The following is a 13,219-nucleotide window of genomic DNA, read 5'->3' on the forward strand; positions in this document are numbered from 1 at the left end:
GCAATGCTGATCGGAATCCCGTCCGTTCTCGGTCCCGAACTGCTGTTCACCCTGCGCGCCATGGGCCATGGCGACGAGATCGCCATCGTCGACGGCAACTATCCGGCATTGGAGCATGGCCGCCGTGTCATCCGTGCCGACGGACTTGACCTAATCCCTGTGCTCGATGCGGTGCTTCAGGTGCTGCCGGTCGACGATTTCGTGCCCCAGGCGATCTTCCGCTCGTCGGTGAAGGGCGATCCTACGCTGTCCGATCCGGTGCATGGCGAGATCGAAGCCGTGTGTGCGCATCGTGTGCCCGGCTTCGCCGTGGTGCCGCTTGCCGGCAACACCTTCTACGAGCGTGTAAAGGCGGCGCACACGATCATTGCCACCAGCGAGCCGAGGCTCTACGCCAACGTCATCATCCGCAAGGGTGTCATCTATCCAATGGGGACTGACAAGCCATGATCCTGTGCTGCGGCGAAGCGCTCATCGACATGCTGCCGCGGCAGAGCACAGCGGGCGAACCGTCCTTCGCGCCCTATGCCGGCGGGGCGATCTTCAACTCGGCAATCGCGCTTGGCCGCCTCGGCGTGCCCACGGAATTCTTCTCAGGGCTGTCATCGGACCTCTTCGGCCAGCAGATCCGCGACGTGCTGGCTGCAAGTAATGTCGGCTCGCGCTACGCCAATCTCTCTGGCCGACCGACGACGCTTGCCTTCGTCCGGCTCGACAACGGCCACGCCACCTACACCTTCTATGACGAGAACACCGCGGGACGGATGCTCACCGACGCAGACCTTCCGGCACTCGGCGACGACATCGACGCCATGCTGTTCGGCGCGATCAGCCTGATCCCCGAGCCTTGCGGCGCGGCCTATGAAGCGCTGATGCGGCGCGAGCACGGAAAGCGCGTCGCCATGCTCGACCCCAACATCCGCCCGGGCTTCATCCAGGACAAGCAGCACCATCTCGAACGCATGCAGCGGATGATCAAGATGGCCGATATCGTCAAGCTGTCCGACGAGGACCTCGCCTGGTTCGGCGAGACGGGCAGCCAGGACGACGTCGCCGCGCGATGGCTGGACAGCGGCCCGAGGCTGGTGATCGTCACCGCCGGCAGCAAGGGCGCAACCGGCTACAGCCGCCGCCACAAGGTTTCGGTGACGCCCGACAAGGTGACCGTGGTCGACACGGTCGGCGCCGGCGACACCTTCAATGCCGGTGTGCTCGCCTCGCTGCACGACCAGAAGGCGCTGACCAAGGCTGCCATTTCGGAGCTGTCGGAACAGACGATCCACGGCGCACTTTCGCTCGGGGCGAGGGCTGCCGCGGTGACTGTTTCGCGGGCGGGCGCGAACCCGCCCTGGCGACGCGAATTGGCCTGATTCAGGCGTTTTCCGACGGTTTTCGCGATCACTTTATGTTTCGTTTCGGCAAGCCGGCTCATCAGCCGGTTCGCTGGAAGTCCAGCTTTTCCGCCAAATTCCACGCGAAATCGTCGCAACCGAAAGTAACAAGAACGCAAGCCGCGCCTGACATGCCGCAGGCCGCTCGCCTTTTTCGCCAACTGCAACTCTGCTATCCAGCAGCCGAACAAAATCAAAGGGTTTGGGGCGAGAATGCAGTTTATCGATCTCGGCGCGCAGCGCGAAAGAATCCGCGACCGTCTGAAAGCGGCCATCGACAAGGTGGTCGACGACGGCCGCTACATCCTCGGTCCTGAAGTCACCGAATTCGAGAACCAGCTGGCCAAATATATCGGTGTCAAGCATGTCGTGGCCTGCGCCAATGGCACCGACGCACTGCTGCTGCCACTGCTGGCTTCCGGCATCGGTCCTGGCGACGCGGTGTTTGTGCCGAGCTTCACTTTTGCTGCCACCGCCGAAGTGGTTGCGCTCGCCAAGGCCGAGCCGGTCTTCGTCGACATCGAGCCCGACACCTACAACATCTCCATCGAGAGCCTCGAAGCCGCGATCGCCATGATCAAGGCCGAAGGCCGCCTCAAGCCCAAGGCGATCATTCCGGTCGACCTGTTCGGCACCGCGGCCGATTACGCGGCCATCGACGCCATCGCCAAGCGCGAAAACCTGCTTGTCATAGAGGACGCCGCCCAGTCCATCGGCGGCTCGCAGGACGGCAAGATGTGCGGCGCCTTCGGTCATGTCGGCGCCACCAGCTTCTATCCGGCCAAGCCGCTCGGCTGCTATGGCGACGGCGGTGCGATGTTCACCAATGACGACGCCTTTGCGGCTCGCCTGCGCTCTTTCGCCTTCCATGGCAAGGGCGAGACCCAGTACGACAACATCCATGTCGGCCTGAACTCGCGCCTCGACACGTTGCAGGCCGCGATCCTGATCGAAAAGCTCGCGATCCTGGAAGACGAAATGCAGGCGCGTGCTCGCGTTGCCCAGCGTTATGCCGACGGTCTCGGCGATGTCGTCCAGGCGGCGAAAGCGCCCGCAGGCGGCCGTTCGGCCTGGGCGCAGTACGCCATCGAGACCGCCGACCGCGACGGCCTGAAGAAGCACCTGCAGGAGCAGGGCATTCCCTCGGTCATCTATTATGTGAAGCCGCTGCACACGCAGGTCGCCTACAGCCACTATCCGCGCACGCCGAACGGCCTGCCGGTGTCGGAAGCAGTGCCGGGCACCATCCTGTGCCTGCCGATGCACCCCTATCTCAGCGAAGCCGACCAGGACCGGATCATCACCACGATCCGCAACTACGTCGGCTCGAACTCGGCCAAGATCGCGGCCGAGTAAGCGCCGAGCGACGCAGGACGCTCCAGGTTATGAAACATGCAACGGCCCGAAAATCGATCTCGATTTTCGGGCCGTTGCATTTGGTTGGTTCAGAAGATGAAGGCCGGGTCGACGATCAGGCCGCTCGAAACGAAATGCGGATTGGCGAAATCCGCATCGTCGGCCTGGTTGCGCTTGCCATAGACGAGCGGCGCACCATCAAGCGTGTGGGTGGTGCCGCCGGCCGCGCGCAGCACGGCATCGCCGGCCGCCGTATCCCATTCCATCGTACGGCCGAAGCGCGGATAGAGATCCGCCTCCCCTGTCGCCAGCAAGCAGAATTTCAGCGATGAGCCGACTGACACGATCTCGGCGGCATGCACCCTCTTGATGAAGGCTTCCGTTTCCGGCGTCAGGTGCGAACGGCTGGCAACTATGGTCAGCGGCTCTCGGCCCTCGCGCACATGAATCTGGTGGCGCCCGGTCGGAACGCCATCGATCACCTCGAACGCCTCGGCCCATCCGGGACGGCCGGCAAAGAAGCGGCCGCTGCACGGTGCGTAGACGACACCGATTGCAGGCACGCCATTGCGGATGAGCGCGATGTTGACTGTGAAGTCGGTCCGGCGCTTGACGAACTCCTTGGTGCCGTCCAGCGGGTCGACGAGCAAGAACAGGCCTCCGAGATCGGGCGGCACGATGCCTTCCTCGATCTCCTCCTCCGAGACGCAAGGGACGCTGGGCAGCGCCGCGCGCAGGCCCGCGAGAATAACCTTCTCCGCTGCCTTGTCGGCCTGGGTGACCGGCGACGCATCCGATTTCTCGGTCACCTCGATGTGGGAGTCGTAGACCTCCATGATCGCGCGCCCGGCGTTGATCGCCAGGCGCTCGAACAATTCCAGGATCGCTTCGTCAGATGCCGCCGCCGTCGTCGTATTGGTGCTCTGCGAAGTCACGCTCATTCAGCCAGTTCTCGACAATTTCGACCATCTCTTCGGGCGTCTTGCCGAGAGTCTGCAAATGAATCTCAGGATTCTCCGGTGTTTCATAGGGTGAATCAACGCCGGTGAAGTTCTTGATCGCCCCGGACAGCGCCCGCGCATAAAGCCCCTTCGGATCGCGCTTGGCGCATTCCTCGAAGGGCGTGTCGACGAACACCTCGACAAATTCGCCCTGCCCCAGCAACTCGCGCGCCATGCGGCGCTCGGCCTTGAAGGGCGAGATGAACGAGACGATCACGATCAGGCCGGCATCGGCCATCAGCCTGGCAACCTCGGCCACGCGCCGGATGTTTTCCACCCGGTCCTGATCAGTGAAGCCGAGGTCGCGGTTCAGCCCGTGGCGGACATTGTCGCCGTCGAGGATGTAGGTGTGCTTGCCGGCCGCGTGCAGCTTCTTTTCAAGCAGGTTGGCGACCGTCGACTTGCCCGAACCCGACAGGCCGGTGAACCACAGCACCGACGGGCGCTGGTTCTTGAGGTCGGCCCGCGCCTTGCGGGTGATGTCGAGCGACTGCCAGTGGATGTTGCCTGCCCGGCGCAGCGGGTTCAGGATCATGCCGGCGCCGACGGTGGCATTGGTGATGCGGTCGATCAGGATGAAGGCGCCGGTGGTGCGATCTTCGGCGAAGTTGTCGAAGGCAAGCGGCGACTGGGTCGAGATGTTGCAGACACCGACCTCGTTCATCTCCAGCGACTTGGCCGCCTCATGGGCGAAGTCGTTGACGTTGACGCGGTACTGCAGCTCGGTGACCGTGGCACTCGCCTGGTCGGTCTCGGTGCGCAGTATGTAGGAACGACCGGGCAGCATGGCTGCCTCGTCGAACCAGACGACATTGGCGGCAAACTGGTCGGCGACATGCGGGCGGGCGTCGGGCGTCACAAGCACGTTGCCGCGCGACACCTCGACCTCGTCGTCGAGCACCAGCGTGACCGCCTGGCCGGCGACTGCGGTTGGCAGATCGCCGCCATGGGCAACTATGCGCCTGACCTTGGAGGCCTTGCCGGACTTGGCCACGACGATCTCGTCGCCCTGCGAAATCGCGCCCGAGGCAATTGTTCCGGCAAAGCCACGGAAGTCGAGATTGGGCCGGTTGACGTATTGTACCGGGAAACGGAACGGCCGCTCGGCCACCTCTTCCTCGACCACGACAGTCTCAAGATGCTCGATCAGCGTCGGGCCGGCATACCAGTTCATCTTGTCGGAGCGGCGGGTGACGTTGTCGCCATAACGCGCCGACATCGGGATCGGTACGATTGACTTGAAGCCGAGGCTCGCGGCAAAGGCCTGGTACTCGGCAGTGATGCGGTGGAAGACGTTCGGGTCGAAGCCGACAAGATCGATCTTGTTGATGGCGACGACGATGTTACGGATGCCCAGCAGCGAGGCGATGATCGAATGCCGACGCGTCTGGCGCAGCACGCCCTGGCGGGCGTCGACCAAAACGATGGCAAGGTCGGCGGTCGAGGCGCCGGTCGCCATGTTGCGTGTGTACTGCTCATGGCCGGGAGTATCGGCGACGATGAACTTGCGCTTCGGCGTGGCAAAGAAGCGATAGGCGACATCGATGGTGATGCCCTGCTCACGCTCGGCTTCGAGCCCGTCCACCAGCAGCGCGAAATCGACGTCATCGCCGGTCGTGCCGTGCTTGCGCGAATCGCGCTCGAGCGCCGCAAGCTGGTCCTCGAATATCTGCTTGGTGTCGGACAGGAGGCGGCCGATCAGCGTCGACTTGCCGTCGTCCACCGATCCACAGGTGAGGAAGCGCAGCAGCGACTTCTGCTCCTGGGCGGCGAGGTAATCGCGGACGCTTTCGACGGCATCCGGCTCGGGTGCAACTGCATGCAGCATGATCAGAAGTACCCTTCGCGCTTCTTCTTTTCCATCGAGCCGGCTTCGTCACGGTCGATCAGGCGACCCTGCCGTTCGGAGGTGCGGGCGGTCAGCATTTCGCTGACGATGGCTTCGAGGCTGTCGGCATCGGAGTCGATGGCGCCGGTCAGCGGGTAGCAGCCAAGCGTGCGGAAGCGCACCAGCCGGTTCTCCACCACCTCGCCGGGGCGCAGCTTCATGCGGTCATCGTCGCGCAGGATCAGCATGCCGTCGCGTTCGACCACAGGGCGCTGCTTGGCGTAATAGAGCGGCACGATCGGGATGTTTTCCTGCAGGATATACTGCCAGATATCGAGCTCGGTCCAATTGGAGAGCGGAAACACACGGATCGACTCACCCGGTGAAACGCGGGTGTTGTAGATCTTCCACATTTCCGGCCGCTGGTTCTTCGGGTCCCAGGCATGCTGGGCGTTGCGGAAGGAGAAGATACGCTCCTTGGCACGCGACTTCTCCTCGTCGCGGCGGGCGCCGCCGAAGGCCGCGTCGAAGCCATATTTGTCGAGCGCCTGACGCAACCCGACCGTCTTCATCACATGCGTATGCGTGTTCGAACCATGATCGAACGGGTTGATGTTGTCGCGCACGCCGTCGGGATTGACGTGGACCAGGAGATCGAAGCCGAGCTCGCGCGCCATCTGGTCGCGGAACTCGATCATCTCGCGGAACTTCCAGGTCGTGTCGACATGCAGGAACGGGAACGGTGGCTTGGCCGGATAGAAGGCCTTCATCGCCAGGTGCAGCAGCACCGAGGAATCTTTGCCAACGGAATAGAGCATCACCGGCTTGGAAAAGGTGGCCGCGACCTCGCGGAAAATATGGATCGCCTCGGCTTCGAGACGGTCCAGATGCGTCAGTCTGGCAAGCATTGAGGAGCCTTCGAAATAGGTCTGTTCGCGGGACGATTTCGCCCGCATGTCCACTTGCGCGCAGTCTCCCAGAATTCCCTGCTGTCTCAAGGCGAGGCAGTCCAAAATGGACGCCGGGGCAAGTCTGTTTTGCCCCTGTCTCGCGGCTGGCGAGAATGCATTTCCAAACGCGGCCAAACATTCAGCCAGGCAGCAAGAATGGCGACTAAGGCGCGCCAGCCCCGCAGCGGCAACTCGGTGTCGATTTTCACCTGGCAAGCAGGGATAGATTCGCGTGTTTGTTCACGCCTCGCCGGGCAGCCTTATCATTGGCCAACGCCAATCGAAGCAGCCTGCCCTGGAACAAACGACCAACCTGGAATGCCCCTCGTCATGCCATCGCAGACGCCGAAGCATGTCACTCACTCCCGCACCCCGTCGTTCGTAACAACCTTCGCTTCGTACGGGAGCGGCGCCGGGCAATGTCGCCGGCAGCGCCGGGCGCCGGCGGCCAGTATTTCTACCCGTCAAAGCGCTATTGCACCTTGTGATAACGCCCGTACCAGTCGACAAAGCGCAGCAACCCGTCCTCGATCGGCGTATGCGGCAGTTCGCCGATCAGTGCTTCAAGGTCGCTGACATCGGCCCAGGTGCTGAGCACGTCGCCGGGCTGCAGCGGCAGGAAGCGCTTCACCGCCTCGCGACCGGTTGCGCGTTCGAGGACGCGGACCATCTCCATCAGATGTTCCTTGCGGCGGTTGCCGATATTGACCACCCGATGTGGCGCCCAGCTGCCCGACGCGCCGCCTGCAGCAACATCGTAGTTGGGGTCGGCAACCGGAGGCCGGCCGAGCAGGCGCACGATCCCTTCGACAATGTCGTCGACATAGGTGAAGTCGCGGTACATGTCGCCATTGTTGTAGATGTCGATGGCCTCGCCAGCGAAGATCGCCTTGGTGAACTTGTAGTAGGCCATATCGGGCCGGCCCCACGGGCCATAGACGGTGAAGAAGCGCAGTCCCGTCGCCGGTACGCCGAAGAGATGGCTGTAGGTATGCGCCATCAATTCGTTGGCCTTCTTGGTGGCGGCATAGAGGCTGACAGGATGGTCGACGCTGTCGCGCGGCGAATAGGGCTGCTTCTTGTTGCCGCCATAAACCGAGCTGGATGAGGCATAGAGCAGATGCGTGGGCGCCGTCGCCCGGCAGTTCTCGAGGATGTTCAGGAAGCCGGTGACATTGGCGTCGACATAAGTCTGCGGATTTTCGAGCGAGTAGCGCACGCCGGCCTGCGCGGCGAGATGGACGACGAATTCGGGTTTGCAGGCAAAGGCCGAACGCACGGCATCCGCATCGGCGAGATTGGCTTCGATGAAGCGAAAGTCCTTGTGGGCGGCCAGCAGTTCCAGCCGCGCCCGCTTCAACGATGTGTCGTAGTAGTCGGTGACGTTGTCGAAACCGACTACCTCGTAGCCCTCGGCCAAAAGACGCCGGGCGACATGGAAGCCGATAAAGCCGGCCGTGCCGGTGACGAGAACGGTCATGAATTCACTGCTCTTCAAATGCAAAACGCCCCGGCCTTTCTAGGGCCGGAGCGTCTGCAAATCCATCGCTCGATTGAAGCGATCAGCCCTTCTTGGGCATCAGCGCCCAGATCGCCGGCACGGCGGCGGCGGCGAGCGCAACCTTGATCAGGTCCGGCACGATGAACGGCACGACGCCGAACTGCCAGGACTTCTCGGCGCCGATGAGCAGCGAAAGCCAGGAGAAGCCGAGCGCCATCATCACGACTTCGGCCACGAGCATCGCGCCGAGCATCTTGACGATGCTGCGGCCCCAGCCGCGGTCGACTGCCCAGCCGACGATTGCGGCCATGGCGACAAAGCCCAGCAGATAGCCGCCGGTCGAGCCGAGCATGTAGGCGATGCCAATGCCCTTCTCAGGCGTGCTCTGGAACACCGGATAGCCCATAGCGCCCTGGGCCATGTAAAGCATCAGCGTTGCGACGCCGAGACGGAGGCCGAAGGCTGCGCCGATGCCGAGAACGGCAAGCGTCTGCAGCGACATGTCGACCGGGCCGAGCACGACCTTGGTCTTGGCCGAAGCAACGAGCAGCAGCGAGCCGGCAACGGCCAGCAGAAGCTGGGTCGCAAGGCGCGTCGCACCCTTTTCGGGCAGCGCGGCAGAGATGAGCGCGGTGGAATTGCTGGATGCAACGGCCATGTAAATCCCCTTGTGTTCAGAGCGGCGGGCAGGCCCGACGTGGTTTTCCCTATATTGTCTTCCGTGCTAAGCGGCAAACGAATTTGCCGTCGGGCTGAGCAACACACAGATATAGGCAGGCCATGTCGCTTGATTTCGATACACGCTTCGAGCCTGCCTATGGCGAAGCCGTCGCCATCGCCAAAGGGGTGGCCCGGATGACCGTCAACAATCCCAGCCCCTTCACTTTCCACGGCACCAACAGCTATATCCTGGGCACCGACACGCTTGCGGTCATCGACCCAGGCCCCGACGACGATACCCATCTCGAAGCGCTTATCCGGGCAATCGCGGGCCGTCCAGTCAGCCACATCTTCGTCAGCCACACCCACCGCGACCACTCTCCGCTCGCCGCCCGGCTCAAGGCGCTGACCGGCGCCAGGACGGTTGCCGAGGGCCCACACCGCTCGGCGCGTCCGCTGCATCTCGGCGAGGTTCCGGCAATGGACGCCTCGAGCGACACGGACTTCATGCCTGACATCGTCGTCCGCGACGGCGAGGTGGTCGAGGGCGACGGTTGGCGCATCTGCACCGTGCTGACCCCGGGCCACGCGGCGAATCACGCGGCCTTCGCGCTCGAAGGCACGGGCATCCTGTTTTCGGCGGACCATGTGATGGCGTGGTCGACCTCGATCGTGGCACCGCCCGACGGAGCAATGTCCGATTACATGGCCTCGCTCGACAAGCTGATCGAACGCAACGACCGCATCTACCTGCCTGGCCATGGCGGTCCTGTCACCGCGCCTAAGAAGTTCGTGCGCGGCCTCAAGGCGCATCGGAAGATGCGCGAGCGTGCCATCATCGAGCGATTGAATGCCGGCGACCGCACCATTCCCGACATCGTCAAGGCGATCTACCGCGACACCGACCCACGCCTTTATGGCGCGGCCGGCCTGTCGGTCTTCGCCCATCTCGAAGATCTGGTCGAGCGCGGCAAGGCAACGTCAGACGAGGCTCCATCGCTAACCGGCATCTATCTGCCGGCAAGATAGGCGCTGAAGCAACTCCAGAAACGGGCGGCGCGGTTTCCGTCCGGCATTGCGCAAGAAAAAGAGATAGAGCGACCTTGCGCTTCGAGGAAAGCGGAAATGCCCTATTGCGCTGGTGCCGGCGTGGCGGTTCCGGCCTGGGTTGCGATTTCCTGGTCGAGTTGAGTGAGGAAGTCGATGATGCGCTGGGCGTTGTCGCCGAGGTCGTGACGGCCGTAGCGCGAGGCAGAGCGCATGTCGACGAAGGTGGAATCGCCGTCGTCGACGAGCCTGATCGCAATATCCGACGGCAGCGACAGGATGAAGCTGCGCGCCACTGCCTCGATGTCGACCTCGCCCTTTGCCTGCTCCGACGGCGGCGGCGGCACGACGATCTGCCAGCCTTGCCGATTGAGCACCGTCACAAGGCTGTCGAGCACGCGGTCGAGCGACAGATCGTAGCGCCTGCCGGCAACGAGCGGATAGGCCTGCGCCTGCAGTGTGCGCTCGCCAAGCGTCATCGGCTCGATGCGGTTCATGTCGGGTGTGCGCAGCGAGGCGGCCGCCGTCAGCGCAGGCGGATCGTCGGTGTCGGACGAGATGTCGCGCAGCATCGGATAGGCGGCGATCTGGTAGGCGGTCAGCGCAAAGGGCGCGAGCACGACAAGTGCCAGCAAGGCGCCGATGGTCAGGTCGTGCCCGCCCTGGTCGCCGAACTTCCACAGGCGCGAAAACGCAAAGCCTGACAAAAGCAGCGCAAAAGCGGCAAGCAGAGCGACGATGCCGAGCACCCAGAAGAAGGCAACGGTGTCGATCAGGCCGCGGCGATGACCGAGCACGGCGGTGATCAACAGGACGGCGGAAAACGAGGCCATTCCCCTGGACAGGCCGGCGGCGCGCGTGGTGCGCGGCTCCAGATATCTCGACTGATACTCAACCATAGACCCGTTACCCACCCCACGGACGTCAGGGCGCCGCCTCCCTAGGCGATGCGGCGCCGTCAGTGGAAACTAGAAGGATTCCGCCCGAGGTTGAAGTGGAAAGGCGGGGAGGTCAGCCTTTCCACACATGAGACGTGTCAGGCGCTATCGGTGGGCAGGCGATAATCCCTGAAGCGCTCGCGCAACTCCATCTTCTGTATCTTGCCCGTTGCCGTGTGCGGTATCTCATCGACGAAGGCCACGTCATCGGGCATCCACCACTTGGCAACCTTGCCATCGAGGAAGGCCAGGATGTCCGTCTTCGCCGGCTCCTTGCCCTGCTTGCGCACGATCACCAGCAACGGCCGTTCGTCCCAGCGCGAGTGCCTCACGCCGATGACCGCCGCCTCCTGCACGTCGGGATGGCCGACAGCCAGGTTCTCCAGCTCGATCGAGGAAATCCACTCGCCGCCCGACTTGATCACGTCCTTGGAACGGTCGGTGATCTGCATATAGCCATGTTCGTCGATATGGGCGACGTCGCCGGTATCGAACCAGCCCTCACGGTCGAACTGCTCGGCGCTCGCCCCACCGAAATAGGACGCCGACACCGCCGGCCCCCTCACCTTCAGGCGCCCGAAAGTCTTGCCGTCCCAGGGCAATTCCTTGTTGTCGTCGTCGGTGACCTTCATCTCGACGCCGAACGGCGTGTATCCCTGCTTCTGCTGGATGCTCAGGCGATCGTTGCCCTCCAGTTCCTGATACTCCGGCTTGATGGTGCACAAGGTGCCGAGCGGCGACATTTCGGTCATGCCCCAGGCATGGATCACCTCGACCCCGTAGTTGCGCTCGAATTTCTCGGTGACGGCGCGCGGGCAGGCCGAGCCGCCGATGACGACCCTGTCGAGATGCGGCAGCTTCTTGCCGGTCTCCTCCAGATGCTGCAGCAGCATCAGCCAGATCGTCGGCACCGCCGCCGTGAAGCTGACGCGCTCCGTGTCGAGCATCTCGTAGATCGAGGCGCCGTCCATCTTGCCGCCGGGCATGACCATCTTGGCGCCGACCATCGGCGTGCTCTGCGCGAGCCCCCAGGCATTGGCGTGGAACATCGGCACCACCGGCATGACCACGTCGCGTGCCGAGATGCCCATGGCATCCGGCATGACCGCGATCATCGCATGGAGAATGTTGGAGCGGTGGCTGTAGACCACGCCCTTGGGATCGCCCGTCGTGCCCGAGGTGTAGCACATGCCGGCGGCGGCATGTTCGTCGAGGTCCTTCCAGGCAAAGTCGCTGTCGGCCTCGGCCAGCCACTCCTCATAGGCCACGACATTGGGCAGCGCTGTCGGTGGCAAATGGGCGGCATCGGACAGCACGATGATCTGGCGCAACGAGGCGATATGCGGCGCGATCTTTTCGACCAGCGGCATGAAGGTGAGATCGACGAACAGCGCCTGATCCTGCGCATGCTTCATGATCCAGACAAGCTGTTCGGGGAAAAGGCGCGGGTTGAGCGTGTGGTAGACTGCCCCCATGCCCATGATGCCGTACCAGGCTTCCATGTGGCGGGCGGTGTTCCAGGCCAGCGTGGCGATGCGGTCACCGACCTTGTGGCCATCACGTTCGAGCCTCTGGGCGACCTTCAGCGACCTCGTCCGAAGCTCGGAATAAGTCGTGCGCACGATCGGTCCCTCGACCGACCTCGACACGACCTCGCGGTGCGGGTGCTGTCGGGCGGCATGGTCCATGATCTTGTGGCACAGCAGAGGCCATTCCTGCATCAGTCCGAGCATGTCGATCCTCCCAAATCGTCTTGAGCATCTTTGGTCCCAATGCCGGGATTGTCCAGTGCGACGAAGACAGGGCGAAGCCGGCAAAGCGGCACTGGCCTTATTGCGGCCACGGTCCCGGTTAACCTTCATTAATGGCTGGCGGGGCAAATAAGATATTGTGAGGGATCTCATGGATACGCATCCCCGCGCGGAGGACGAGAGCCTGCCGCAGCACGAAGCGTTGGCGCAGCAGCCGGAGGATGTTCCGGGCGCTGTTGCAGAATCGATCGAGCAGGATCTGGTCGCCGCTGAAAAGGTCCTGGTTGGCGACAGCATCGCCGAGGGATCAAGCAGCGACGTAACCATCCTAGCTGATGACTCCGGCCCGGTCGCGGAAGGCACCGACGAGATCGAACTCTCAGCTGAAGACCTGTTGGAAGATGCGATCTCCGAGGCCGTCGAGGCTCCCGTCGCAGCAAGCGCAGAGCCCCCGGTTACCGAGGAGCCTGCGGTTGCTGCCGTGACCATACCGGCGCCGTCCATTGCCGCAGATTGCGTTTCGGAATCGGAATTCGCCCACATGGTCGACGACGCGCTGGAAGCTGTCGGCGGCATCCTGCTTTTCAAGATGCGTCTCGACGAGGCCGGTGAAGACAAGCATGTCGCTGCCGCATCGATCGGCGACGGCGCGAGGCGCCAGTTCCTGCTGCTTTCGCTGCCCGCCACCGGAGGCAAGCTCAAGGTCGAGTCGGCCAGCCGCAGCACGAGCCCGCTGGCCAAGCTCGCCGAAGCCTATGTCGGGGTGGTCGAAGCCTTCCGCGCCGCAGCCTGATTT

The 13,219-nt window shown here is 63.3% G+C and carries 12 protein-coding genes; 5 read left to right on the top strand and 7 right to left on the bottom strand.

What is annotated here, in order from left to right; translation table 11 throughout:
- The first annotated feature begins 3 nt into the window (after nt 1-3).
- The 3 genes from NDO48_RS11680 to NDO48_RS11690 all read left to right on the top strand — a co-directional run bounded on the left by NDO48_RS11680 (nt 4) and on the right by NDO48_RS11690 (nt 2,747).
- Nucleotides 4-450 carry an RbsD/FucU family protein gene (locus tag NDO48_RS11680; RefSeq protein ID WP_018426913.1) on the top strand — a complete coding sequence of 149 codons (447 nt, stop codon included), beginning with the start codon at nt 4-6 and terminating at the stop codon, nt 448-450.
- Nucleotides 447-1,370, top strand: coding sequence for a carbohydrate kinase family protein (locus NDO48_RS11685; protein ID WP_018426912.1), 924 nt, complete (start codon nt 447-449; stop codon nt 1,368-1,370). The genes NDO48_RS11680 and NDO48_RS11685 overlap by 4 nt, the downstream gene beginning before the upstream one ends.
- A gap of 234 nt (nt 1,371-1,604) precedes the next feature.
- Complete coding sequence (locus tag NDO48_RS11690; RefSeq protein WP_018426911.1) at nt 1,605-2,747, top strand: DegT/DnrJ/EryC1/StrS family aminotransferase; 1,143 nt, start codon at nt 1,605-1,607, stop codon at nt 2,745-2,747.
- A gap of 89 nt (nt 2,748-2,836) precedes the next feature.
- Here NDO48_RS11690 and cysQ read toward each other — a convergent pair whose 3' ends face one another.
- The 5 genes from cysQ to NDO48_RS11715 form a co-directional block, all read right to left on the bottom strand.
- Nucleotides 2,837-3,688, bottom strand: coding sequence for a 3'(2'),5'-bisphosphate nucleotidase CysQ (gene cysQ / locus NDO48_RS11695; RefSeq protein ID WP_018426910.1), 852 nt, complete (start codon nt 3,686-3,688; stop codon nt 2,837-2,839).
- The gene (gene cysN, locus NDO48_RS11700) at nt 3,639-5,576 is read right to left on the bottom strand and encodes a sulfate adenylyltransferase subunit CysN (protein WP_018426909.1); all 1,938 of its coding nucleotides are present in this window, start codon (nt 5,574-5,576) and stop codon (nt 3,639-3,641) included. The genes cysQ and cysN overlap by 50 nt, the downstream gene beginning before the upstream one ends.
- 2 nt (nt 5,577-5,578) lie before the next feature.
- A complete protein-coding gene (cysD, locus tag NDO48_RS11705) occupies nt 5,579-6,484 on the bottom strand; it encodes a sulfate adenylyltransferase subunit CysD (RefSeq protein WP_026226972.1) in 906 nt (301 codons plus the stop codon).
- Between the two features lie 514 nt (nt 6,485-6,998).
- The gene (locus NDO48_RS11710; RefSeq protein WP_267321493.1) at nt 6,999-8,006 is read right to left on the bottom strand and encodes an NAD-dependent epimerase; all 1,008 of its coding nucleotides are present in this window, start codon (nt 8,004-8,006) and stop codon (nt 6,999-7,001) included.
- Nucleotides 8,007-8,088: 82 nt separating this feature from the next.
- Nucleotides 8,089-8,685 carry a biotin transporter BioY gene (locus tag NDO48_RS11715; RefSeq protein WP_018426906.1) on the bottom strand — a complete coding sequence of 199 codons (597 nt, stop codon included), beginning with the start codon at nt 8,683-8,685 and terminating at the stop codon, nt 8,089-8,091.
- Between the two features lie 122 nt (nt 8,686-8,807).
- On the opposite strand from NDO48_RS11715, the gene NDO48_RS11720 reads away from it, so the two are divergent.
- A complete protein-coding gene (locus NDO48_RS11720) occupies nt 8,808-9,716 on the top strand; it encodes an MBL fold metallo-hydrolase (RefSeq protein WP_018426905.1) in 909 nt (302 codons plus the stop codon).
- A 101-nt stretch (nt 9,717-9,817) separates the two neighbouring features.
- On the opposite strand, the gene NDO48_RS11725 is transcribed toward NDO48_RS11720, so the two are convergent.
- Both NDO48_RS11725 and NDO48_RS11730 read right to left on the bottom strand, forming a co-directional pair.
- Nucleotides 9,818-10,567, bottom strand: coding sequence for a DUF1499 domain-containing protein (locus NDO48_RS11725; RefSeq protein WP_018426904.1), 750 nt, complete (start codon nt 10,565-10,567; stop codon nt 9,818-9,820).
- Between the two features lie 203 nt (nt 10,568-10,770).
- On the bottom strand, nt 10,771-12,405 hold the full coding sequence (locus NDO48_RS11730; RefSeq protein WP_018426903.1) for a long-chain-fatty-acid--CoA ligase: 1,635 nt from the start codon (nt 12,403-12,405) through the stop codon (nt 10,771-10,773).
- A 169-nt stretch (nt 12,406-12,574) separates the two neighbouring features.
- Between NDO48_RS11730 and NDO48_RS11735 the strand changes: the two genes are divergently transcribed.
- A complete protein-coding gene (locus tag NDO48_RS11735) occupies nt 12,575-13,216 on the top strand; it encodes a hypothetical protein (RefSeq protein WP_018426902.1) in 642 nt (213 codons plus the stop codon).
- Nucleotides 13,217-13,219 lie beyond the last annotated feature (3 nt).

The sequence above is a fragment of the Aminobacter sp. MET-1 genome (genome assembly GCF_026521175.1).
In the GTDB taxonomy this organism is placed as follows: Bacteria; Pseudomonadota; Alphaproteobacteria; order Rhizobiales; family Rhizobiaceae; genus Aminobacter.